Here is a 23,553-nt window from a genome sequence, read left to right on the forward strand (position 1 = left end):
CTTTCAGCCAGTCGTTATTGCCCGTGAAATCCATGCGTTTTTCCTCTTTTTTATACCGGATTCTCCTTCTGTTGATCGTCGGATGTACGGCCTGTCGGCAGTCGGAGCCGACGCTTTTTGAACAAATGCCGACCGGTCAGACCGGGATTTCCTTTGCCAATACCCTTAAACCCACCGATTCGTTAAACGCGTTTTCATTCACCAATTTCTACAACGGCGGGGGCGTCGGTGTCGGCGATGTCGATAACGACGGCAAACTGGATGTGTTTTTCGGCGGCAATCAGGTCAGTTGCAAGCTGTATCTGAACCGCATCGATTCGACGACGCACGACTGGAAATTTGAGGAGGTTACCGAAGCCGCCGGATTAACCACCAACCGCTGGTGTACCGGTATTTCCATGGCCGACGTAAACGACGATGGCTGGCTGGATATTTACGTGAGCGTGGCCAAACACCCGGCCATGCCTCATTCGGAGAACCTGCTGTTCATCAACCAGGGTGTTCAGAATGGCAAACCGGTTTTCAAGGAAATGGCCGCAGCCTACGGTCTGGCGGATGCTAACTTTACAACCCAAACCGCTTTTTTCGACTACGACCTCGACGGCGATCTCGATGCCTATCTGCTCAATACCGGCCCTGATCTGCAAAATCCAAACTATCTACGGCCCACCATCAACGACGGTTCATATCCCAGCACCGGCAAATTGTACCGCAACGACGGTGTTGGTCCGCAGGGCCACCCGGTTTTCAAGGATATTTCCCGAGAGACCGGTATTGTCTACGAAGGACTGGGTTTGGGCCTGGCCATCAGCGACCTCAACAAAGACGGATATCCCGATATCTACTGTTCGAACGACTTCATCAGCAGCGACATTCTGTATTTGAATACCGGAAAAACCGCCCCCCAAAATCCCGCGTTCAGCAACGTAATCCGGCAGGCCACAGCCCACACGAGCCTGTACGGCATGGGTGTCGATGTAGCCGATTTTAACAACGACGGTTTGCCCGATATTTTCCAGCTCGACATGCTGCCGGAAGAAAACGCACGGCAGAAAACGATGCTGGCCGGGCAGGATTACGACCGCAAGGAACTGAGCATTTCCGACCCTTACCGCTACCAGATGCAGTACATGCGCAATTCGCTGCAACTGAATCTGGGGGTTGATGGGGGCGAAGCGGGGAAAAATACGGTGCCTCTGTTCAGTGAAATCGGACTGCTGGCGGGGGTTGCCAAAACCGACTGGAGCTGGGCCGCGCTGATGGCCGATTACGACAACGACGGTCGCAAGGATCTCTACATTACCAATGGCTACCGCCGGGATGTGACCGACCGCGATTTTATTCAGTTCACCGAGGAGTTTTCCGGATTCGGTACGGCGGAGTTTCAGAAGGACAAGCGAGAGGAATTGATTCAGAAAGTGCCGGAGGTGAAGGTGCCGAATTACGCCTACCAGAACGCCGGTGATCTCTCGTTTGCGGATGTCTCGAAAGCCTGGGGCCTGGCTGATCTGTCGTATTCCAACGGCGCGGCTTATGCCGATCTGGACGGCGACGGCGATCTGGATCTGGTCGTCAACACGATCGATTCCGAAGCGTTGGTGTACCAAAACCGGGCGCAGCAGCAGAATCCGGCGCACTATGTATCCATCAATCTGGAAGGCCGACCAGGAAACCGGCAGGGCATTGGCACCAAAGTAACGCTCTGGGCGGGTGGGCAACCGCAGTATGCCGAACTGTCGGTGGTGCGCGGTTTTCAGTCCTCCGTCGAGCCGCTGTTGCATTTTGGACTCGGAAAATCGGCGATGATCGATTCGTTGCTGGTGGAATGGCCGGGCGGTTTGTCCGAAAAGCAGTACCGGATTCCGGCGAACCAACGCCTGACGCTTCGGTTCAGTCAGGCCCAAAAAGGCGTCATTCAAGCTACTCCGAAAACCGGCAACCCGTTTTTTGCAAATGTGACGGATGAGATTCCAATGGATTTTCAGCACCGTTCTTCGGGGTTTGTGGATTTCAAACAGACGGCGGCTTTGCACAAAATGCTGTCGCGCACCGGTTTCGCGCTGGCTTCCGGTGATGTCAACGGCGACGGTCTGGACGATTGCTTTGTGGGAGGAACCTACCGGGGCAGTGAAGCCTGTTTTCTGATCCGGACCAAAACCGGCGGTTTTACCAAAAAACCGTTCCCGATTCATACCAACCACGACGATACTGCCGCCTTGCTGTTCGATGCCGACGGCGATAAAGACCTGGATTTGTACGTGGTTGGCGGGGGAGCCGAACGGCCTGCGTCCGACAAATCCTTTTACCAGGATCGGTTGTATGTGAACGACGGGAAAGGCGGTTTCAGCCCGGCCCCGGCGAATGCCTTGCCGGACGTGTCGGGCAGCGGTTCCTGCGTGGTGGCGGCTGATTACGACCGCGATGGAGACCTCGATCTGTTCGTCGGAGGACGGCAGATTCCCGGTCAGTACCCGCTTCCGGCCCGCAGTTATCTGCTCCGCAACGACACCAAAAACGGTTCCGGCAAGTTTACGGACGTCACCGCCCAGCTTTGCCCCGATTTACTGAAAGCCGGTTTGGTCTGCACCGCCCTCTGGACCGACACCAACAACGACCAGTGGCCCGACCTGCTAATCGCCGGCGAATGGATGCCCCTAACCCTCTTAAAAAATGAATCCGGTAGGCAATTCACTCATTCACTCATTCGCTCATCACCGCTCCGGCGGCCCGGTCATTGTACCGGTTGGTGGAACTCCCTCGCGCAGGGCGATTTCGACAACGACGGTGATCTGGACTACATCGCGGGCAATGAAGGATTGAATACGCTCTACCGGGCGTCGGAGAAAGAGCCGATCAAGGTGATTGCGAAAGACTTTAACAAAGACGGCACGTTCGATCCGCTGATGGGGTATTTCATCAAGGGTGTTCAATACCCGGCCATTCCCCGCGACGCGCTCAACCAGCAGGTGATTCAATTCCGGCGCAAATACCAGCGGTATGCCGATTATGCGAAGGTGACTTTTGACGAACTATTGACGAAAGACGACCTTGACGGAGCCTACCAGGTTGAGGCCACGTATCTGGAAAGTGCCTACATTGAGAACCTGGGCAATGGTGAATTTAAATTAACGCCCCTGCCGCGCCTGGCGCAGCAGTCGCCGGTTTTTGAGATTATTCCGCAGGATGTGAATCACGATGGCAAGCTGGATGCGGTGTTGACCGGCAATTTTTACCCGAACGAAGTCAACATGGGGCGCCAGGATGCTTCGTTCGGGCTGGTGTTGCTGGGCGACGGACACGGCCATTTTAACCCGCTCATGCCCCGCGAAAGTGGTTTGTGTATTACCGGCGACGCCCGGAAGTCGCTGGTGGTTTCCGGCAAAGGCGTGGACCCATTGCTGGTCACGGCAGTCTATGGGCAGGGGCTGCATTTCAACCGGTATGTGCGGTAGGTTCACGGTTCGAGTAGATAACCGGGTGCTACAAAATGATTCATCCCTACGGGATTGGACAATCCCGTAGGGATGAATCATTTTGTAGGGTGCAATCCCGCCGAAACGATCAAACCCACAATCAATGAATCCCGTAGGGATGACCTATCGTTACAATGATCCCGAGTTGGTTCCGGCTGCGTACCAAAGAGCGGCAACGGCTTTCTGATATTTTGCCCGCAATTCTTCCAGTTTGACTTGTAAATCAATCAATTTGGTTTCCCGGCTGTTGATCAGAAACAGCGAGCTTTCGCCGATGTCGAACTTCTGCTGCTCGGCCCGTACCAACGTTTGCTGGTTGGCAACCGTCTGTTGCTGAACCGCAATCAGCCCCTCCAGCGTTTTTAGTTCGTTCCAGGCAGCCTGTACGTCGTTGGCAATATCGCGGCCGGTTTGCTGCCGTTCCAGGTTCAACTGCTGGCTTTTGATCTGCACCTGCCGAAGTTTGCCGCGCTCTTTGCGCAGAAAAAGCGGAAACGTCAAATCCAGACCAATTTTGTGGTTTTCGGGCCGAAACGCATAGTAGCTGGGGCCGTCGTAGCCCAGTCCCGGCAAAGGTGTACGACTCAACAGACTCGCATTCAGTGTGATCTGGGGTTGCAGCAACGATCGCCGAAACCGCTCTTCCACCGCCAGTTGCTGCCCTTTGGCCGCCAGACTCAGCAATTCAGGGTGCTGTTCGGCCGCCCGACTCAGCAGATTTTGCAGTTGGGCTTCGGTGGTTCGATCAAGCGGAGCGGTCTGCGGCACCACCGCCAGGGGCAGGTCAACCGGTTTGGGCGGTGTATTCGCATCATCGCTGATCCACAGAAAAGCCGTCAGCCGCAAGCGGGCGTTCTGCCAGTCGACTTCCGCCTGTTGGAGTTGCACCAGCCGGTCCTGCACCGTAATTAGGGCTTCGGTGGTATCGATGGGAGCCACGTCGCCCAGGGCGGCCCGTTCCCGCATGGCCCGAAACCGGGTATCGGCCAGTTGGTAGCCCTGCCGGATCAACTGATACTGCTGATAGGTCATATACCAGTCCCAGTAGGTTTTGGCCGCATCGAACAGCGTTTTGTTAATCAGTTTCAACCGATCGGCATCCGCCAGATTGACCGCCAACTGCGCCTGACGCAAGGCATTGCGCCGGGCGTCGATCAGCAAGCCCTGCCCAATCGGGACGCTCAGACCCACAGCCGCCAGACCGGAAGACGGCACGCGGTATTCCGGATTCAGGTACTCGCCCCGGTTGCGGTCGTAGGTCATCTTGACGTCGATGCCGCCCGGCAAAATCGGCACTGCCAACCCGGACTGCCACTTGTCGTAATACAGATTATTGCCGAATTCCTTGCGGTCATAAGCCGAAAACAGCTTCGGGTCGAACGCGCCCTGCGCCTGGCGAATTTCCTGCCGGGCTTCTTCATTCAGCAAAGCCGCCTGCCGGACAATCGGGTGGTGCTGCGAAACGACCCGATAGAAATCAGCCGCCGAAAAAACCGTCGTATCCGGGGCGGGCGTCGGAGTTTGCCCGGACGTTGTGCTGAACACCGCGCCACGCAGCAGGAGCCCACAGAGTAGGATGAGACGTTTCATGCCTTCTTTTCCTCTTTAGGTTCTTCTTTCAAACTGGGCGGAAAACCGTTCAACTGTCGCCAGATCTCATACCAGATCGGTACGTCGTCGAGCATCACCCAACCATACACACCGGAGCCAACGCGCAACTGTTTGGGCCAGGGCTGGTCGCTGGGCCGGGCTTTGGGCCGCACCAGCAGGCGGTATTTGCCATTGACACTACTGACGGCATCGATAACGGCCACTTCGCCCCCGAACGTACCGACGGCTACCGTCGGCCAGCCCGAAAACTGAATGGCCGGCCAGCCATCGAACTGAATCCGGACTTCGCGCCCGCGCTGAATCAGCGGCACGTCCATTGCCCGGACGTAGAGTTCGACGGCGATGGAGGGGTTGGCGGGTTGCAGACTGGCGATGGATTCGCCTTCCTTGATGGTTTCGCCAATTCCGAATTTCAACGAGCGAACCACGTAGCCATCCTGCGGAGCGCGCACGACATAGAGCCCCCGCCGAACGTCCACACTGCTGATTTTATTCCGGATTTTGGAAATCTCACCGTCGGCTTCGGCCCGGTATGAAACCGCCGAGCTGCGATCCGAGAGGGCTTTGGCAATTTTTTCCTGGTAATCCGCTTGAATTGTGTTCAGATCAAGCCGGGCGTTGACCAGTTCCTGCCGCGAGACATTGAGCTTGTTCTCCCACGCAATCACCTTGGCATAGTCCTGCTGCACTTTCAGCCGCCGGGATTCGAGGTCGGTGAGTGAAAATAGCCCATTTTTATAGCCTTTCTCATAACGCTCCAGCCGGTCGAGGGCAATCTGGTAATTCTTCCGTTCGGCGAGCAGGTCCGTGCTGTCGCTGGTCACTTTGAATGCGCTCTGTCGAATCTTGTTCCGGGCCGACGCCAGTTTGACCTGTAACCCGGTTTTGAGGGCGGCAATCTGTCCGTCGAGGGCCGAGATTTTGGCATCGGTGGCTTCCAGGCTGCCTTGTTTGGCGTCGAGTTGTTCGTCGAGCCGCTGGGGAAGTCTGGGGTCGAAATATTCGTCTTTGATTTCGGAGATGACCAGCATCGTATCTCCTTTTTTGACATACTGGCCTTCCTGAATTTTCCAGCGTTCAATCCGGCCGGCGATGGCGTTCTGGATGGTTTGCGGGCGATCCTGGGGCGTCAGGGCTGTGACGGTTCCTTCGCCGTTGAGGTTCTGCTGCCACGGCAGAAACATGACAATCAGGCCGATGAGCAGCATGACCAGCATCCAGCGACCCAACCGCCGACCGCTCTCGGGCTGGGGCAGGGTTCGGAGGGTTTTGAGCGGGTAATGGGTGAGCAGTGCCTCATCGACCCGTTGATTCGATATATTAAGCATGGGTTGCGGAGTCGGTTTCGAGTGGTAAATCCGTAACGTTGGCAATTTTTTCGACGGCGGTCAGCATATCGAAAACCGTGTCGATGCCCGAAATCAGTTTCTCCACCGATCCGGAAATCAGGACGATCACCAATTCGGCCGCCACAAACTGGCCCAGCGTCATTTCCCGGCTGATGACCAGCGATGTACCCAGGATGAGCAAACCACCGGTGATCAGGGTCCGGAAGGCGATGGCGCTGTAAAAAAACCGTTTCAGGACGCTAAAGTGCGAATTGCGATTCGATACATAATTGGCTACCAATTCGTCGATCCGGTCGATCGGCTCCGGGTCGTTCTGGTGTCGGTAGCGGGGGAGATCATGGGCGAATTCTTCCAGGCAACTGACCACCTTGTATTTGTATTTGGATTCATCCAGGCTCGTACGAATGCCCCGCGGCCCGTAGAGCCAGCTAACGCCAAAAATGACCAGCAGGGTAAAAAAACCAAATCCGAGAAAAACCGGGTGGTAGAACGAGAGCAGGATGAGCCCAAACAGAATTTGTACTGCGGCCGCCGTCAGGTCGATCAATAATTTGGGTAATCCCTTCTGAATCGTCAGTACGTCGAAAAACCGGTTCATCAACTCGGGGGGATAATACGCCGAGAGTGCTTCGGGCTGAATCCGGGGGAGCCGGTAGGCAAACTCAAAAGCTGCTTTGGCAAAAATGCGTTGTTGCAGCACTTCCACCAGCGTCATTTGACCCACCACCAGCAGCCCGGCTGCCAGCACACCCACCACCACCAGACCAATCAGGACATAGACCGAACTGAACACCAGCCCGCTGGACACCAGATTGAAAACCGCCTGAATACCGAGCGGCAGGGAAAGGCTGATTAAGCCCGTAATCAGCGCGTAGAGATAGATGTACCCAATGTCTTTTTTTTCAGTTCCGAGCAGCCGGAGAAGCCGTTGGGTGGGGGTTGGCGGAGGTTGTTGATATGAATTTATAGTTGCCATAAAATTGCTTTCTTAACTGATAGTAAAACTATCATTCTTGCAAACATAACTTTTATTCCTGAAAGTTTGTTTCTTTGTGGAGTTATTTTCTGTTACACAGTAAATAGACGCGCTAAATGGAATATACTGTAGTGGTTCGGATGAACGAGAAGCTTTTTCTGCGCGATCCGGAGGGCTCGGAACTGGGTCGCCGGATCATTCGGCAGGGCATTCAGTTGATGGCCGAAATTGGGTTTGAAGAGATGACCTTCCGCAAACTGGCGGACAGGATCGGCACCAAAGAGTCCAGTATTTACCGGTATTTTGAAAACAAACACCGGTTGCTGGTTTATCTGGTGGCCTGGTACTGGCAGTGGCTGGAATACCAGGTGTTGTTTCAGACCAATAACCTGACCGATTCGCGGGAGAAACTGGAACGGATTCTGAAGCTGCTGCTGCTGAAAGACCTGTCGCAACTCCATATATCGACAGCAGTGGACGACATGGATATTCCGGCTTTGCACAGCATCGTGATTCAGGAAGCGAGCAAAGCGTATCTGACCCACCACGTGACGGAAGACAACCGGGAGCAACTCTTCAAACCGTACAAAGATTTATGCAGCCGTATTGCCGGCATCATTCTGGAATACCGTCCCGGCTATCCCTACGCCCGGTCGCGCGCCAGCTCCCTGATTGAAACCGCGCATTACCAGGCGTTTTTTATGCAACACCTGCCGGCGCTGACCGACTTCGGCGCTGAGCCGCCTGGCCGGGTCGAAAGCAAAGATCCCTTGCTGACCTTTCTGCGGCACCTGTTGTTCTCGTCGCTGGACACCGCCCGGTTTTGAATGTCAGCCGGGATTAAATACCGGGTAAAAGATACAGAATCAGGAGAATAGCGCCGATCACGATGCTCAGGGTCAGCAGGAGCGAAAGCCGTTGAGAGGGGAAGAAAACGTTTTCGTTGAGTTGTTTTTCGACCGATCGGTATCGGAAGAAAGCCAGCAGTGCCAGGACAGCACCTAAAGCCACCATCAGCACGCCGATAACCGCCGAATACCCTTTTGAGGGCAAAACCGTTCCTTCGCCAAGGGCGACACCGAGCTGGCGAATGAAAAGGGCAAATTTGACAATGACAAACCCGAAGCCCATCAGGGCTACGCTGGTCCGTATCCAGGCCAGAAAGGTTCGTTCGTTGGCCAGATAATCGGCGGGTCCCGGCGTTTTGGTGGGAAGTTTATTGGGTTGTTCCATCGTACTTCGTATAACCGGAGGGGTTCTTTAAAGTTTCGGTTCGAGCGGTTTCCCGGTCTGCCAGTGGTAGCGCAACATGCCCCCGGTCATCATCAGCACCGACAAAATAACAGTTAACATGAGCATTCCGGAAGGAAGCCCGTTGAGACGCAGCGACTCCGGAATGCTCAGAAATAGCAGCACTGTAATCAGACCCCGGGGCGCAATCGGAATCACCGCAAAAAGGCGTCGATCGCCCAGGGTTCTGAAAATAAAGAACCGCAAACTGAAAATGATCGTAATCAGGCCCAGACTGCCCAGGAGGGCCGTTGTGTCAAAGAGCGAAGGCAAATCCGTTACGTAGCCAAACAGGAGGAAGAAAAAAGTGCGGACCAGAAAAGCGGTTTCGCCGGTCAGGTTTTTGATCTGGGTCAGTTCCTGTTCAAACAACTCGTTGTGGAGCAGTCGCTTGAGCCGACCGCGGACGAACAACTCCGTGTTGTTCATAAACAGCCCGAACACCAGCACCAGCAGGAGAGACGAAAGGTGGTAGAGTTTGCCGATGGCGTAGAAAAGTACCAACGAGGCAATGATGGGGAAATATTTGACGGAGTGGTTGATCTTGCTGATGAGATACAGCAGCAGAAAACAGCAGGCAACCGACAATCCGCACATGATGGCCGTATCCTTCACAAAAGCGAGCATCGACCACCAGCCTCCCGGAATGTTGTAGATGATAAAATTAAAAACCATCACCCCGATGATGTCCGATAATGAGGATTCGTAGATAACGAACTCGCGGCTGAATGCCGGGAATATCCGGACGCTGGGAATGGCTACCGCGCTGCTGATGACCGAAAAGGGAACGGCGGCCAGAATGCCGTTGACAAGCGGTTGCTGAAGCCAGTGGCTTAGGAAAAGGCCAATGGCGAGCGTGGAAACCACGATGGTGAGCACGGTGGCCCGAAATGCCCGCCGAACAAGCGGTAGCCGGTCGGGCGACAGTTCCAATTCCAGCGCCCCTTCCAACACGATCAGGATTAACCCTAGCGTCCCCAAAACCGGGAGGAGCCGATTTTGCAACGGGATCTGAAAACCGGTGTAGTCGGCCAGTTGGCGAAGCAGCATTCCGGTGCCGAGCAGCAACAGCACCGACGGAATCCGGTATCGGCGGCTCAGCAAGTCAAATACATATGAAAGCAGAACGGCTAAACATAGTAAAATGATAAAATGCGTGTTGCGCATAACGACTGGATTTTGAACGCCGTCTCACGGACGACTGGACGTTGAACCGGCGTCCAGTAACCGGGCCAGTTCATCGATCAACGCATCCGTCTGAAGAAAATACGCTTCTTCGGACAGTGCGCCCTGTTTATAAAGCTGTAGCAATTGATCCAGCTCTTTCTTGATTCGGCGGTAACTGGCATCCATCCCGGTATTTTCTAGGTGGATTTTGTTTTTCAGGCGTTCCTCTTTTTTTTGTTCCCAATACTGCCCCACCATAAAGCAAAAAATGCCTACGGCCAGTGCGGTTAGAAGGATAAAAAGGATCATGGCCTGAAGAGGTTTACCAATACCGTATTCTCGGGCGTAGGTCGGTCCGGCAAATTGCCGGACCACTCATTCTACTGAATCGCCGTTCCTTCTTTGATGGTTTCCCGGGCGTTGAAAATGACTTTGTCGTTGTCGCGTAAATCGCCGAAAATTTCAATCATGTCGCCGGATTTCTGGCCCCGCCGAATCGCCACACGCTTGGCCCGGCCGTCCTCGACTTTGATGACGTATTGACCTTCCGTGGAGGCAATAACCGCCGATGTGGGAACCGCCAGCGCACCGGGCGTTCCGGTGGCCGACAGGCTGATGTCGGCAAACATGCCGGGTTGAAGCTGGCGGTTTTGGTTATCTACGTCGATTTCCACCGTTTCGGAGCGGAACTGTTGATTCATCGTGCCCGACCGGCGGCTAATTTTCCCTTTGAAGACCTTTCCCGGCATGGCACTGACGGTAAACGCCAACGCTTCGCCTTTCCGGAGCTGGCTGCTGTAGGTCTCGGGAACATCGAAAACCAGCCGCAGGCGGTTTTGCTGTTGCAGCACCAGCATGGGCCGATCCTGCCGCGCACCGGTTCCGACCAATGCCCCCGGGTGAACGTTCCGCTCGGTGATGAATCCATCGAACGGAGCCGTAACGGTTAGGTACGATTTAAGTTTGGCCATGGCGCGGTAATTGGCTTCTTCGCCCAGCAACGACGCACTGTCGGCCTGCACCCGCGCCAGGGCGGTTTCGAGATCCAAAGCCGATACGGAGCCGGGGACCTTGTTACTGGCCAGTAACCGCCGGTAATGTTCGCGACTGGCCACCAGCAGGGCCTGGGCTTTGAGCGAATTGGAACGGGTAGCCGCCAGCCGCTCTTCGGTTTCGGGCGCATCGATCGTCATCAGCACCTGACCCTTGCGAACCGCCGAACCCCGGTCTACCAGCACCCGATCCACAAAACCTGTAGCCCGGGGATAGATAGTAACTTCCTGGTAGGGGTGAAATTCGCCCGGCAATTGCACGGTTTGCCCCACCGGTTGCCGCGACACGGCGCCAATGCGGTATTGGGTTTCGGCCACCGGTTTGGTGGTCGACTTCTTTTTTAGAACCGTCTGCCCCGAGTCCGACGAGTTACAGCTACTCAGTGTACAAAGGCCCAGCAAGGCCAGCAAACGACTATATTCGATGATTTTCATACGCTTAAGGATGAACGGTTTGGGGTTCAAAATCAGGAGTTTCAACGTCCGGATGATCGGCAGTCGTGTCGTCGGGCAACAGGGATGGGTCCACGTAATTCGTGTTTCGCTGCAACCAGACGTAGACCTGTGGCACGATGTAAAGAGCGGCCAGGGTAGAGGCAATCAGTCCGCCAATCACGGCCCGGCCCAGCGGAGCTACCTGCTCCCCGGCCTCGCCCGTACCCATCGCCATGGGCACCATACCGGCCACCATTGCAAACGAGGTCATCAGAACCGGTCGGAGTCGCAGCCCCACACTGTCGATGGCAGCCCGGGGCACATTGCGGTATTCCCACCGCAACCGCTCCGCATTGGTGACAATCAGAATGGCGTTGGCGACCGAAATACCGGTCGACATAATGATCCCCATGTACGATTGCAGGTTGAGCGTACTACCCGTCAATAGCAGCAGCCCAATGGACCCCACGATGACGGCGGGTACGGTGCTAAGGACCACAAACGAGAGCTTGAAGGATTGGTAGTTGGCGGCCAGCAACAGGAAGATGACCAGCACCGCAATGCCCAGCCCCAGTTGCAGGCTGTCGAGCGTTTCGGTGAGCAGCGACGACATCCCTTTCACCTCCGTGATGAGTCCGTTTGGGGTTTCGCCCAGTTTGGCAATGGTGGCTTCCACGGCCTGCGTGGCCGTGCCCAGATCGCGGTGGTGTACGTTGGCCGAAACCGTTACGAACCGGCGGGGGCCGATGCGGTCATATTCGCCGGGCAGGGTGTCGATGGAAAACGTGGCGACATCGCCCAGTACGGGCCGTGTCTGACCCGATACCAGCGGAATCGACTCCAATTGCGTCATGTTGCGCATGTCATATTCCGGAATCTGAACCTGCACCTGGTACGTGTACGCCGACTGTTTATCGAGCCACTGGTTTTTTTCGGTATACCGACTCGAAGATGTGGATGCGGTAATGGATCGGGCGGCTTGCTGGAGATTCAACCCCATCATGGCCAGTTTCTGCCGGTCGAGTGTGATGTTGATAACCGGAAATTTCAACGGCTGAAGAATGCGGACGTCGCGCAGGTACGGCACTTCGGCCAGGCTGTCGACCAGGCGGTTGGCATACCCCGCAATCTGTTTCATGTTACGCCCGGCCACCATCACCTCAATAGGCGTGCTGGCCCCTCCGCTCATGAGCTTTTCGGTCAGATCGGCGGGTTCGAACGAGAGTGTGAGGTCGGGAAGCTGGTCCTGAACCGCCAGCCGGATGCGTTCTTTCAGGTCCTGCATGTTGGTATGAAACCCCTTGGTCAGTCCCACTTTAATAACCGCATCGTTGGTTCCGCTGGTGTTCACGTAGAGGTTGGAGGTGGCGTAGTTGGTCGGTACAACCCCGACGTAAGCCGACGAAACCGCCAGATTTCCCCCCGACACCTCATCGACCAGCGCCAGGAGTTCGCCCACGCGTTCTTCGGTGCGTTCGAGCCGGGTGCCGTCGGGCGTTTTCATCCGAATCACCATCTGGCCGGAGTTGGTCACGGGCAGCATGTCTTTCCCGATTAATACAAAACCGACGCCAGCCAGGGCCAGAATGCCGACGAAATACAACGTGAGAATGAGCCCATTGCGTTGGAGAAGTCGCCCCGTCTGACCGACAAACCCGACACGAACCCGCTCAAAAAAGCCGGGTTTCTTCGCTTCGTGATCCGCTTTGTGAACGTGATCTTTCATGAGCCAGTTGGCCAATACCGGCACCAGACTCTGGGCCAGGAAATAGGAAACCGTCATGGCAAAACCGATCGACAGCGACAGGGGCAGGAACATGGCCCGGGGAACGCCCGTCATGATGAACGAGGGCGCAAAAACCGCCAGAATACACAGCAGAATCAGCAATAGCGGCAGGGCAACTTCCTTACAGGCATCGAAAATCGCCTGCTTGCGGGGTTTGGCTGACGTGCCCCGGCCCATTTCCAGGTGCTGGTGAATATTTTCAATCGTCACCGTAGCCTGATCCACCAGGACCCCAATGGCTAGCGCCAGTCCCGACAACGTCATGATGTTGATCGTTTGTCCGGCCAGACTCAATCCCAATACGGCAGCAATAATGGAAACCGGAATCGTGATGATGACGATGACCGACGAGCGCCAGTCGCCCAGAAAGAGCAGCACCATCAAACCCGTCAGAATAGCCCCAAGCCCGCCTTCAAACAGCAGGCTTTCAACGGCATTGATCACGAAAACGGACTGATCGAATTCGTAATTGACCTCAATATCGTCCGGGAGCAGACCGCGCATCTCGGGCAGTTTGGCTTTCAGCCGCGTAACCACATCCCAGGTCGAGGCATCGGCGGTTTTAACAACCGGGATGTATGACGAGCGGCTTCCGTTGACGAGCGCATAGCCTGCCGTTACGTCCGAACCGTCGAGGACAGTGGCCACGTCGCCCAGAAACACGGTGCGGTGTCCCTGCGTAACGACCGGAATCCGGCTAAAATCGGCCACCTGGTCTTCCAGCGAATTTAGAGTGGTGATGTAGGTGGTGTTGTCGATCCGGATATTGCCGGAGGGCGTCATGGCGTTGTTGGCCGCCAGGGCTTCCACCACTTCATCGGGCGAGAGGTTCAGGCTCCGGACTTTATCGGGGTTCAGGTTGATGACAATCGTGCGGGAGTTGGTTCCAATCGGGGGCGGAGCCGTCAGGCCTGGCACGGTGGAAAAGAGGGGCCGGATGCGCGTTACGGCCAGTTCGTGAATTTCCGCGAGCGAACGGGTTTTACTTGAAAACACCAGATCACCGATCGGCACCGACGAGGCATCGTAGCGCACCACCTGCGGGGGCAACGCACCCGGCGGGAAAAATTTCATGGCCCGGTTTACCTGAATGGCCACTTCGGCGGCTGCCTGAGCCATGTCGGAACCTTCATAAAAAGCCAGCTTTACGATGGTAAGCCCCTGCACACTGCGGCTCTGAATTTCCCGAATACCGCCGATGTACAGAAACTGATCCTGCATCCGGGTAGCAAAGAACCCTTCCATCTGCGCTGGCGACATCCCGCCATAGGGTTCGATCACGTAAATGGTCGGGGAGTTCAGGCGCGGGAAAATGTCGATGGGAATCCGCATTGCCGACATGATCGAAAACGCAACGACTCCGGTAACGAGTACCAAAACCGCAATCGGGCGTTTTAACGACGTTGATAATAAAGACATAAGCAGGAAATTTAGGTTGGGTTAGCGCCGGAACAGCGAATAGAATTCCTCAAAATTGTCGGTTGCCTGAGCGCGTTGCAACCGGAGTTGAACGGCCTGAGCGCGGGTCTGCACGGCTTCTTTTTCCACCGCCGTGAGCAGCGTCAGGGCGTCGGTCAGGCTCAAAATGGTTTCCAGTCCGTTGTTGTAGAGCGAAAACCGCTGGTTGTACGCATCCTGGGCTGAGCGCAGCGTGTAGGGGAGTTCGGTCAGTTCGCTCTGGACGACGGAAAGCTGGGCGTCGGCAATCCCCACCGCATTCTGGAGTTGCAGCTTCGCAACGGCCAACTGGTTGCGGGCTTCCTCAATCCGGAATTGCTGGAGCTTGATGCGGTGAGAGGCCCGTCGGAAATCCATCAGATTGACCGTTCCGGCAATGCCGAGCAGGTAGTTCGTGCGGCTATAGGCCAGCCCTTTCGCCACCGGGCCGAAGTTGTTTTCGACATCCAGACTGGACCCCCGCGCCCAGGTGGCCGCCAGCAGCGATATTCTCGGAAGGGCTGATTTTCGAATCAGGTCAATCTCGGCGGTTTGCCGGGTGACGAGTCGTTCCTGAACCCGCAGGAGCGGATGCGTCGGTGGGGTAAGCGATGTCGAAAGCGGAACCAGCAAAGGCCCCACCCGGAAGGCCGTATCGATTTTTACCTCTTCGGCCGGGCGACCCGTCAGCGTGGCCAGTTGAACCCGCGCGCGTTGCCGTTCTTCCTGCATCCGGAGGTAGGCCAGCCGGGCGCGGGAAAGGGCGACGTTGGCGAGAGAAGAATCCAGGCCGGGTTTGACGCCGTTTCGGACCAGGTTGACGATGATCCGGCGCACAGTATCGACCCGGGCCAGGTTCTGCTCTTCGATGAGCAGATTCTGTTCCGTCCAGTATAAATCGAGGTAACTGCTGATGACCGTCTGGCGCAATCCGAACTGCTCGCGCTGGAGGCTCGCTTCGCTGACGGCGACATCGCTGCGAACGAGCTTGTCTTCCGCCGAAAACCGGCCAAAGTTGTAGATTTCCCAGTCGGCGGTCGCCAGCGCTACGTTGCCCGACGCCAGATCCGGGCGGTTTTCGGCCCGGCGTCCGCCCGAGGTTGGCACGATCAGACCCAGGGAAAAATAAGATCCCGAAATCCCGTTGGCCGTTCCGATGTTGATCTGATCGTGCAGCCGGACATTGGGCAGGCGGTTGTCGCGGACCACCCGGACGTTGGCGCGGATGGCTTCCAGTGCCGACCGCTGAGCCGCCAGCGTGGGGTATTGGGCAAAGGAGGCTTCAACCGCTCCCTCCAGCGTTAGCGTCTGGGAATATAAATAAGGAGAGCTTCCAAGCAAAAATACAAGGGCAAGCAGATGACGTTGAATCATAGTGCGTTTCAAAATAAGAATCAGGCTTTACGGGTCGCAACCATTCCTTTTCAAAATAACCACCCCTTCCATTAAAGGCTGATTAGTGAGTTATTAGAATTTGGTTAGAGTCCGGGCCAACCCCCCGAATTGGTTACTTTGTTGCTACATTTATCCTAAAAAAGACGGTAGACAGCCTATGAATGTCTTACTTGTAGAAGATGATGTTGAACTGGCGCAGTTCATCCAGAAAGGATTGCAGTCTGAAGGGATCTCGGTTTCGATGGCATTCGACGGCGTCATTGGCCGGAGTCTGGTCAACGAACACCGGTTTGATGTGGTCGTGCTGGACGTGAATATTCCCGGCATGAATGGCTACGATCTGTGCCGGTATATCAAGCAGAACTGGCCGGCCATTCCCGTCATTCTGCTGACAGCGTTGGGGAGTCTGGACAACAAAGTGCTGGGCTTCGAATCCGGTGCCGACGATTACCTGACCAAACCGTTCGCTTTCAAAGAGCTCCTTTTTCGGCTGAAAGCCCTCGCCCGGCGGAATTCGCCCCGGCCGCTGCTGCCCCAGCGGCTTCAACTTTTGGATCTGGAACTCGATACGCAGTCGCACCAGGTCTGGCGGGCGGGGCAGCGCATTAGCCTGACCGCCCGCGAATACGCCCTGTTGGAGTATCTGCTCGCCAATCAGGGGCGGGTGGTGAGCCGGGTGAGCATTCAGGAAAATGTCTGGGATGTGCATTTTAACACCAACACCAACGTTGTGGATGTGTACATCAACTACTTGCGCCGGAAAATTGATACCGTAGAACCGAAGTTGTTGCACACGGTCTTTGGAGTCGGGTATATGATCGGCGCCGAACCATGAGCATCAAGCAGAAGATAACCATTGCGTTTGGTCTGCTGGTGGCGGCTTTGCTCATTCTGTTCTCCGTGTTTATTTTTCAGGCCTACGAATCCTACCGGAGTTCGCTGATGAAGACCCGGTTGCAGCGCCGGGCCCTGGCGGCTCAAACCTATTTTCAGAACCGCAGCGAATTTCAGCAATCGACCTACCTGACTTTACCCGAGCAGCATGAAACGCTTTTTGACGACCAAAACCAGCGGATCTATGCTTCGACCGGCCCCGACGATTATCCGCCACCGCCCGAACTGCTTGAGGAGGCCCGTCGCGAAGAAGTGTATTTTACCTACCAGAGTCCGGAATGGGAAGCTCCGAAGGAGGGTGTTGCGCTCTCATTCCGACATCAAAACCAGGTTTACGTTGCCATTGTGACGGCTTATGACCTGAGTGGGCGACAGACCAGCCGGAATCTGGTGGCCATCCTGATCGGCGGCAATTTTCTTTCACTGGTGGTCATTGTGCTGGCCGGTTTTTTATTTGCCAGCCGGGCCATGTACCCGTTCGACCAGCTCATTCGCCAGATCAACACGGCTACCGTCAATGATTTCTCGTTTCGGCTGATTCACGAACCCCAGCCCGACGAAGCCAGTTACCTGGCCGGATCGTTCAATGACCTGTTGAGCCAGTTGCAGCAACTGGCGCTGAGCCACGAGCATTTTATCGGCTATGCTTCCCACGAAATCCGGACGCCCCTGACGGTGGTCAAAGGCATGCTGGAAACGAGTCTGGCCTACGATCAGACGCTGGAAGCCACCCACCAGAGCATCGAGAAAGCCCTGTTCCGGTTGGATGGCGCCATCGACCTGGCCAATTCCTTGCTACGCTTGACCGAAGTGGAAGGGCTGAATCCGTCGCGGTTGCTGGAAGACATCAATCTGGTCGACACCATTTTAGATACTGTCACCTATTTCCAGGAAAAATACCCCGAACAGGCCATTGAACTCCAACTGACCGATGTTTTTACGGAGAGCAGTTCGGTGATCAAAGTGGTTGGCAACAACAGCCTGCTCCGCACGGCCCTGATCAATATCATCGACAACGCCTGTAAATATTCCAGCCACCAGCCGGTGCAGGTTCAGGTGACCTACCAGCCTTCGTGGGTCGTTATCGATGTCATCGATCAGGGCATCGGCATTCCCGAAGCGCAGTTGTCCGATGTGTTTCTGCCCATGATGCGGGCCGGTAACGTGGGGAGTATTCAGGGGTTTGGCCTGGGGCTCACGCTGGCGGAAAAGATCGTCAGTCTGCACCAGGGCGTTCTCCAGATTCAATCCGTGCCTCATCAGGGAACCACGGTTTCTGTCCGTTTGCCTGCGCTGCCGTTTTAAAACCGGACTTTCCTTTATTTCTCAACAATTGCCCGGATCATCTCCCTGATTTTCAAGCTGGCGGTAGCACTTTGCCGGGTTGTGGTACGCGTGAAAATAATGCCGGTCACGTTGTTCTTGGAATCCTGCCAGGGGTGCGCGCCAAACAGACCGGGGCTGCTGGTTTCCAGAGCCTTCCCGGACGCGTCCACCACATCCCGCCAGTTTCCGATGCCGTAGCGAACGCCGACCGTCGGATGGGGTGAATACGGGTTGGTGGGGTAGGGCGTTCCCTGAATCGTCGCACCAGCGGTTTGGTCACTGAGCATCTCCGTGATGGCTTGCTCGCTCAAAACCCGCTTGCCTTTAAACACCCCCTTCTGGTTGATCATTTCCAGAAAATTCAGGTAATCGCGGGCGGAGGTTCGGGCACCACCGGCGATCAGCGGATTTTTTAGGCTGGTCAGCAGATACGTCGCCTGCATCCCGCACGGAATCGCAACTTTCTCATTGAACAGCACCTGCCAGGATTGGCCGGAGACCAGTTCGGCGATGCGTCCGGCAACATGCATGCTCGCACTGCCGTAATTGAAGGCTTTGCCGGGCGGGTTGGTCAGTTTGGTATACACCGCCAGCGAATCGACGGCTTGCGCCAGGGTCAGGTCGCGCCGGTATTCAAACTTCTCGGGAGAGTCGCCCGGAAAACCGGCGGTGTGCGAAAACAACTGCCGGATGGTGATGTTACCCTTGCCGTATTTTGTAAAAATGGGCAGGAATTTGCCAACGGTGTCGGTCAACGCCAGCTTCTTTTCATCGACCAGCGCCATGATCACCGCGCCCGACAGCCATTTGGAGGCCGATGCAATCAACCGGTTTGTCTTCGTGGTCAGGTTCACTTCTTTTTGGTAAATCACCTGCCCGTTTTGAGAAACGAGCACCAGTACGCTATCCTGATAGACGCCGAGGTTCTCCTCAAGGTATTTGTCTACAGCCGAGAAATCGTAGGTTTTGGGTGGGGTGTTGGGCGTAACGGCGTCGTTACAGGCCAGAAAGGCGATCAGAATGGCACTCAGCAGAAAGACGGTTTTCATGGTTTCGTTTTGATTGGATGAAGAGCCAGACGTCAGAAGATCTGGTCGAACGAAACAAAGAAACCGTTTGCCGGACTGGTCTATTGAAAAAACGAAGTAAACCGTCCGGATTGCCTGGTGATTCGGTCGATCCGGACGGTCAATGAAATTCCGTACTGTATGATGAAAGGATTATTTATTGGAAATCGCCGGGGTATTCAGGGCCTTGATTTCATCATCAAGCACGTCCTTCATGATGCTCAGGATATCGGCCGCGAGGAGTTTTTCACCGTCGTCGATAAAGCGGCTGTACGATTCGTACAGGATGTGGCATCTCCGCTCGAACCGGGTCGATGGCGTCATTGAGAAGAGGGTGGTCTGGCTTTTGAACTGACCCGCAATTACGGTTTCTCTCGTTTTACTGAATAAGCTTGTCATACACACAGCTATATTTTAAGGTACATCTCACTTTTTATAAAAAACCACAGTGAACTGATATGTTTGTGCAAGTATACTAAAAGTCAAAACAAAACCCGACTCGATTGGTCGGGCTGTATGTTAATTCTGTCCTACCCTTGCGGGCATGTCAAAAAAATAGCAAATATCAGGCCAGTTGGCATAGATAAAGGGGTTTAGCGGAGTGATTTTTTTACCAGAAAAAAGTCCAGCTCAGGCGGGCGAAAAAAGGTGTTCCGGGCGTGAAGTGAATTTCGTCGACCGGAGCGGTTTCGCCACGCAGGCGGCTTTCGGTGGCAAACTGGGTTTCTTTCCAGCGGGTATTCAGCAGATTTTGTACCGACAACCCGAACTGGTAGCGGGGCTGCGTGTAATTGACCTGCAAATCCGCCACAAAATACGATTGGGCCACAATGGAATTGTCTTCGTTGGCCGGTCGGTTTCCCAGATAGCGATACCGCAATGAACCACTCCAACGGCCCAAATTCTGGAGCGTCAGTCCGCCGGTTGAGGTCAACGTCGGTGCTAAGGGCAGGTAGCTCTGCCCCGCTTCGGCGCCGATGGCGCGGGGTTTGGCGGTATTCAGATCCAGGTCGGCATACAGGTGGTGGGTCAACTGGTAGCGGATCGACAGATCGACCCCGTATCGGCGCGACTTTCCGCTCGGTTCCACCACGCCTTCGTCCCCAACATATACGAATTCCTGTTGCAGCCACAAATACCAGCCTGCTGCGTTGATGAGCAAGCGGGGGAACGGTTTGAAAATCACCCCTAAATCAGAGCCATACGCGGGTGGCAAAATCTCCCGTCCGTTCCGGGGAACCACCACGCGGGTGTCGTTGGAGTGAAAGCCTTTTCCGGTGTTGAGATACACCTGAAACCGGGGATTCACCGTGTAATACAGGTTGAGTTTGGGCGAAACAAGAGCGGCATCCGCCCGTTGCAAACCGTCCGCTGGCTGAAGCAAATCGTCGTATTGGCTTCGGAAATAATCAAACCGAATCCCGGCATTGAGCGAGAAATGATCGGAAAACTGAATGAGTTCATCCACGTAGGCACTGGCGTTCCGTTCATTGATGTTGCCAAATTGCCGCCGTTCGAGGGTTTCGCTCCGATTTCGGGTGTGCGAAAGTTCGGTGTGGTGCGTCAGATCCTGGCGGTAGTGAAGACCCGCCGTGGACACAAACCGGGTTTTGCCGGCAAAATCCGTTCGTGAAACACTGCCGTTGTAGCCAAACAGATTCCGGCGTTCTTTCTGCCGGATCTGGTCGCCGTTGAGCGAATCGTCCCGGAAAAAAGTGAAGTTGGAATACAGCTCGAAGTGGTAGTTGCTATAGAAGACCTGGTTTTTGATGGTGTACTGGCTGGGCGTCACCGTCACCAGCTCGGCATTGACGTTGGTGCGGCTCGTTTCGCCCCCTTCGGTCGGGTCAACGGAGCCGAAAAAACCGACTAAGCCCGACGCCACGGCCCGGTCGGGAATCTGGCCGGAGTGGTTCCATTGGCTCCAGAACGTGGATCCCGTCAGCGTCAGGTTGGTCTGGGCCGACAGGTGGCCGTGGTATTTGCCTACGACATTCAGGCGCTTGAAGTTTTGCGGATGATCGAAGTAGGAATCGGAATACGAATATTCTGACGCCAGATAGGCCGATTGTTTTTTAGTACGCCCTTTTTTACCTATTAAATCCAAACCGGCCACGGCCCGGTAGGTGTTAAACTGCCCGACTTCCAGCTTGGCAAAACTTTTGTCGAGTGTGGTGCGTGTGCGAAAATCGGCCCAGCCCGCCGTCGTAAAATTGCCTTTTTCTGCGTTGTAAGGGCCTTTTCTGAAATCGACGCCTTCGATCAGTTCCGGAATGACGAAGTGCAAATCCGCGTAACCCTGTCCATGGGCGTGCGAAACCAGGTTGACCGGCATTCCGTCGACTGTCAGGCTAATGTCGGTGCCGTGGTCGATATCGAATCCCCGCAAAAAAATCTGTTCGGCTTTTCCACCCCCCGCGTGCTGGCCGATGAACAAACCCGGCACCATTCTGAGAATTTCCTGCGAGTTGGTGATGGGCCGCATCTTGATATCGAGGCTGCTGATCAGTTGCTGGTCGTGCGCCTGCTGCGCTGAAACGACGATCTCCCGCAATTCGATGGACGACCGGCTCAAAACCGTATTCAGCGCGATCGTTTCATCATCTTTAATGGTTACGTTGAGAACCAGTGACTTAAAACCGATGTGCGAAAGTTCGACTTTATAGGGAGCCGCCACCAGTCCCGCGAAACGGTATTGCCCCAACTCATTGGTCATCGTGGCTTTGCCCAAACCCGTGAGTTGCACGACCACCCCAGGCAGGGGAAGCTTGGTTGTCTGGTCGAGGACGGTACCGGAAATGCCGCCGAGGTGGGCAAAGGCCTGAAGGCTGAGGAAGGTCAGGAAAAGGGCGTAAAGCGTTCGTTTCATAAAACCGGGTTAGTCGTCAGATCGCATCCATTCGGGATTAAAGTGCGAATGTAGGATTTATTTTCCGGGCCTGCGCAACCAGCCGGTTTCCCATTTCAACGTGACCCAACGCTACTTCGATGGCCGCGGCCTGTTGCAGCCGTTCGGGGTCTTTGCTTCCGGTTTTCAGCGCGACCTGCATGTGCTCCTGCGCTTTTTTCAGGTCATTCTGATTGAAATAGACCCACGCCAGCGCGTGATTGACGTCGATGTTCTCAGGCCGTTTCCGGTATTCTTTCAACCCGTAAACCCGGGCCGAATCCAGTTGCCCGGCTTTGGTGTAGAGTTTGCAACGTTCGAGATCGACGGCGTGGCCGGAGCGGGCGTCTTCGTCGAGCATCGTGGCTACTTCGGCAAACTTTTTCTTCGCTTTTTCCTTCTCACCCTGCAGGGCATAAATCTCGGCCATTTCTTCGTAGAACGAAAACTCGGGCATAATTCCGGCGGCTTTTTCGAGTGTGGTCAACGCTTTTTCGTATTCCTTGCGGGCTTTCTGGATTCGGGCTTTTCCGGCCAGCGCGAAGGCGTAACTGGGCCGCAGGGCTAAAATTCCGTCGTATTGCTGCTCGGCGTCGGCCAGCCGCCCGGTGGTTTCGTAGAGGTGACCCAGAATATTTTTGCTCCAGCAATGCGGTTCGGAACCGGGTAAACCCGCCTGCACAGCCAGCTTCATGGCTTCAATCGAAGCGGGGTAATTGCCGTAGATTTCGCGCAGGTATGACGCCCGCGAATACGATTCCAGCGACGGTTTCAGTTGCTGCATTTTGTCCGACATCGCCACGGCTTCGTCGTAATGCCCCAGTTCAACGTTGGCATCCACCAGCACACCATACACGTAGGCATTGTCGGGGTTGATCTGCCGGGCTTTTTCGGCCAGTTCGCGGGCTTCGGCAAACTGGTGCTGCGACATTTTGACGGACGACTTAAAGGTCGTAGCCTCAAAGTTTTTTGGAGCCATCGCCAGGACGCCATCCAGAATGGTCAAAACCGCCGGGTAATAATACGGGTGTTCACCGGTGATGCGGGCTTCGGACAGGTAAATAACGGCCAACTGCAAACGCGGTTTGACATCGCCGGGTGTTTTTTTGATCTTTTTTTGAAGCTCGTCCACTTTTTCTTTGGTACGCGGCCATTCGACGGCGGTGGCCAAAACGCCCCGGCGCTCGAACAGGGGCGGTATTTCCAGGGTCGAACCGGGCGAAGCCGCCGTTTCGGTACCCGTTTTTTTGCGTTCGGTACAACTCATCTGTACCAGCAGGAGGAGGGAGAGAAGACTCGTAATGCCTGTTGAAACGAGTTGTCGGAAAGGAAGGATAGGTGTTGCCATGAATCGAAGCCGCTCATGCGGAGGAATGAGGAATCGTTTATTTTCGTTAAAAAAGCCGGG

17 protein-coding genes are annotated in these 23,553 nt (G+C 55.2%); 4 read left to right on the forward strand and 13 right to left on the reverse strand.

Features of this window, described 5'->3' with window-relative positions; genetic code table 11:
• Window positions 1-32: 32 nt before the first annotated feature.
• Window positions 33-3,452 carry a VCBS repeat-containing protein gene (locus tag ACS5NO_RS29420; RefSeq protein ID WP_439418445.1) on the forward strand — a complete coding sequence of 1,140 codons (3,420 nt, stop codon included), beginning with the start codon at window positions 33-35 and terminating at the stop codon, window positions 3,450-3,452.
• 150 nt (window positions 3,453-3,602) lie between these two features.
• On the opposite strand, the gene ACS5NO_RS29425 is transcribed toward ACS5NO_RS29420, so the two are convergent.
• Genes ACS5NO_RS29425 through ACS5NO_RS29435 form a run of 3 tightly spaced genes read right to left on the reverse strand, consistent with a single transcriptional unit; the run spans window position 3,603 to window position 7,409 of the window.
• On the reverse strand, window positions 3,603-5,063 hold the full coding sequence (locus tag ACS5NO_RS29425; RefSeq protein ID WP_439418446.1) for a TolC family protein: 1,461 nt from the start codon (window positions 5,061-5,063) through the stop codon (window positions 3,603-3,605).
• Window positions 5,060-6,412, reverse strand: a complete 1,353-nt coding sequence (locus ACS5NO_RS29430) for an HlyD family secretion protein (RefSeq protein WP_114408427.1) — start codon at window positions 6,410-6,412, stop codon at window positions 5,060-5,062. Before ACS5NO_RS29430 ends, ACS5NO_RS29425 begins: the two co-directional genes overlap by 4 nt.
• Entirely contained in the window at window positions 6,405-7,409 is a 1,005-nt protein-coding gene (locus tag ACS5NO_RS29435; RefSeq protein WP_114408426.1) for an ABC transporter transmembrane domain-containing protein, read from the reverse strand. Before ACS5NO_RS29435 ends, ACS5NO_RS29430 begins: the two co-directional genes overlap by 8 nt.
• Window positions 7,410-7,525: 116 nt before the next feature.
• On the opposite strand from ACS5NO_RS29435, the gene ACS5NO_RS29440 reads away from it, so the two are divergent.
• On the forward strand, window positions 7,526-8,236 hold the full coding sequence (locus tag ACS5NO_RS29440; protein ID WP_439418447.1) for a TetR/AcrR family transcriptional regulator: 711 nt from the start codon (window positions 7,526-7,528) through the stop codon (window positions 8,234-8,236).
• Window positions 8,237-8,249: 13 nt separating this feature from the next.
• Here the strand turns inward: ACS5NO_RS29440 and ACS5NO_RS29445 are convergent, their stop codons facing one another.
• The 6 genes from ACS5NO_RS29445 to ACS5NO_RS29470 all read right to left on the reverse strand — a co-directional run bounded on the left by ACS5NO_RS29445 (window position 8,250) and on the right by ACS5NO_RS29470 (window position 15,950).
• A complete protein-coding gene (locus ACS5NO_RS29445) occupies window positions 8,250-8,642 on the reverse strand; it encodes a YidH family protein (protein ID WP_439418448.1) in 393 nt (130 codons plus the stop codon).
• Window positions 8,643-8,669: 27 nt separating this feature from the next.
• Window positions 8,670-9,866, reverse strand: a complete 1,197-nt coding sequence (locus tag ACS5NO_RS29450) for a cation:proton antiporter (RefSeq protein WP_439418449.1) — start codon at window positions 9,864-9,866, stop codon at window positions 8,670-8,672.
• A gap of 24 nt (window positions 9,867-9,890) precedes the next feature.
• Window positions 9,891-10,175: a hypothetical protein gene (locus ACS5NO_RS29455; RefSeq protein ID WP_133299922.1), complete on the reverse strand. Its 285-nt coding sequence runs from the start codon at window positions 10,173-10,175 to the stop codon at window positions 9,891-9,893.
• Between the two features lie 71 nt (window positions 10,176-10,246).
• Window positions 10,247-11,353 carry an efflux RND transporter periplasmic adaptor subunit gene (locus ACS5NO_RS29460; protein ID WP_439418450.1) on the reverse strand — a complete coding sequence of 369 codons (1,107 nt, stop codon included), beginning with the start codon at window positions 11,351-11,353 and terminating at the stop codon, window positions 10,247-10,249.
• A 4-nt stretch (window positions 11,354-11,357) separates the two neighbouring features.
• On the reverse strand, window positions 11,358-14,558 hold the full coding sequence (locus tag ACS5NO_RS29465) for an efflux RND transporter permease subunit (protein ID WP_439418451.1): 3,201 nt from the start codon (window positions 14,556-14,558) through the stop codon (window positions 11,358-11,360).
• Window positions 14,559-14,579: 21 nt separating this feature from the next.
• Window positions 14,580-15,950, reverse strand: coding sequence for a TolC family protein (locus tag ACS5NO_RS29470; protein ID WP_439418452.1), 1,371 nt, complete (start codon window positions 15,948-15,950; stop codon window positions 14,580-14,582).
• 178 nt (window positions 15,951-16,128) lie between these two features.
• Between ACS5NO_RS29470 and ACS5NO_RS29475 the strand changes: the two genes are divergently transcribed.
• Both ACS5NO_RS29475 and ACS5NO_RS29480 read left to right on the forward strand, forming a co-directional pair.
• Complete coding sequence (locus ACS5NO_RS29475) at window positions 16,129-16,806, forward strand: response regulator transcription factor (RefSeq protein WP_138991402.1); 678 nt, start codon at window positions 16,129-16,131, stop codon at window positions 16,804-16,806.
• Window positions 16,803-18,170 carry a sensor histidine kinase gene (locus ACS5NO_RS29480; RefSeq protein ID WP_439418453.1) on the forward strand — a complete coding sequence of 456 codons (1,368 nt, stop codon included), beginning with the start codon at window positions 16,803-16,805 and terminating at the stop codon, window positions 18,168-18,170. The genes ACS5NO_RS29475 and ACS5NO_RS29480 overlap by 4 nt, the downstream gene beginning before the upstream one ends.
• A 14-nt stretch (window positions 18,171-18,184) precedes the next feature.
• Here ACS5NO_RS29480 and ACS5NO_RS29485 read toward each other — a convergent pair whose 3' ends face one another.
• From ACS5NO_RS29485 to ACS5NO_RS29500, 4 genes are all read right to left on the reverse strand, one after another.
• Window positions 18,185-19,240 (reverse strand): serine hydrolase domain-containing protein, encoded by a 1,056-nt coding sequence (locus ACS5NO_RS29485; RefSeq protein ID WP_439418454.1) that lies wholly within the window; start codon window positions 19,238-19,240, stop codon window positions 18,185-18,187.
• Window positions 19,241-19,411: 171 nt separating this feature from the next.
• Entirely contained in the window at window positions 19,412-19,657 is a 246-nt protein-coding gene (locus ACS5NO_RS29490) for a hypothetical protein (RefSeq protein ID WP_133299921.1), read from the reverse strand.
• Between the two features lie 211 nt (window positions 19,658-19,868).
• On the reverse strand, window positions 19,869-22,127 hold the full coding sequence (locus ACS5NO_RS29495; RefSeq protein ID WP_439418455.1) for a TonB-dependent receptor: 2,259 nt from the start codon (window positions 22,125-22,127) through the stop codon (window positions 19,869-19,871).
• Between the two features lie 37 nt (window positions 22,128-22,164).
• Entirely contained in the window at window positions 22,165-23,493 is a 1,329-nt protein-coding gene (locus ACS5NO_RS29500) for a tetratricopeptide repeat protein (RefSeq protein WP_439418456.1), read from the reverse strand.
• Between the last annotated feature and the right edge of the window lie 60 nt (window positions 23,494-23,553).

Origin of the sequence: Larkinella fluvii (assembly GCF_051857545.1) — a bacterium.
Classification (GTDB): domain Bacteria; phylum Bacteroidota; class Bacteroidia; order Cytophagales; family Spirosomataceae; genus Larkinella.

Bases quoted from the DNA above. Each gene is read 5' to 3' on its own strand.
- ACS5NO_RS29440 (WP_439418447.1), top strand. From the start codon at position 7,526: ATGGAATATACTGTAGTGGTTCGGATGAACGAGAAGCTTTTTCTGCGC.
- ACS5NO_RS29455 (WP_133299922.1), bottom strand. From the start codon at position 10,175: ATGATCCTTTTTATCCTTCTAACCGCACTGGCCGTAGGCATTTTTTGC.
- ACS5NO_RS29480 (WP_439418453.1), top strand. From the start codon at position 16,803: ATGAGCATCAAGCAGAAGATAACCATTGCGTTTGGTCTGCTGGTGGCG.
- ACS5NO_RS29445 (WP_439418448.1), bottom strand. From the start codon at position 8,642: ATGGAACAACCCAATAAACTTCCCACCAAAACGCCGGGACCCGCCGAT.
- ACS5NO_RS29465 (WP_439418451.1), bottom strand. From the start codon at position 14,558: ATGTCTTTATTATCAACGTCGTTAAAACGCCCGATTGCGGTTTTGGTA.
- ACS5NO_RS29500 (WP_439418456.1), bottom strand. From the start codon at position 23,493: ATGGCAACACCTATCCTTCCTTTCCGACAACTCGTTTCAACAGGCATT.
- ACS5NO_RS29425 (WP_439418446.1), bottom strand. From the start codon at position 5,063: ATGAAACGTCTCATCCTACTCTGTGGGCTCCTGCTGCGTGGCGCGGTG.
- ACS5NO_RS29460 (WP_439418450.1), bottom strand. From the start codon at position 11,353: ATGAAAATCATCGAATATAGTCGTTTGCTGGCCTTGCTGGGCCTTTGT.
- ACS5NO_RS29430 (WP_114408427.1), bottom strand. From the start codon at position 6,412: ATGCTTAATATATCGAATCAACGGGTCGATGAGGCACTGCTCACCCAT.
- ACS5NO_RS29475 (WP_138991402.1), top strand. From the start codon at position 16,129: ATGAATGTCTTACTTGTAGAAGATGATGTTGAACTGGCGCAGTTCATC.
- ACS5NO_RS29485 (WP_439418454.1), bottom strand. From the start codon at position 19,240: ATGAAAACCGTCTTTCTGCTGAGTGCCATTCTGATCGCCTTTCTGGCC.
- ACS5NO_RS29470 (WP_439418452.1), bottom strand. From the start codon at position 15,950: ATGATTCAACGTCATCTGCTTGCCCTTGTATTTTTGCTTGGAAGCTCT.
- ACS5NO_RS29490 (WP_133299921.1), bottom strand. From the start codon at position 19,657: ATGACAAGCTTATTCAGTAAAACGAGAGAAACCGTAATTGCGGGTCAG.
- ACS5NO_RS29495 (WP_439418455.1), bottom strand. From the start codon at position 22,127: ATGAAACGAACGCTTTACGCCCTTTTCCTGACCTTCCTCAGCCTTCAG.
- ACS5NO_RS29420 (WP_439418445.1), top strand. From the start codon at position 33: ATGCGTTTTTCCTCTTTTTTATACCGGATTCTCCTTCTGTTGATCGTC.
- ACS5NO_RS29450 (WP_439418449.1), bottom strand. From the start codon at position 9,866: ATGCGCAACACGCATTTTATCATTTTACTATGTTTAGCCGTTCTGCTT.
- ACS5NO_RS29435 (WP_114408426.1), bottom strand. From the start codon at position 7,409: ATGGCAACTATAAATTCATATCAACAACCTCCGCCAACCCCCACCCAA.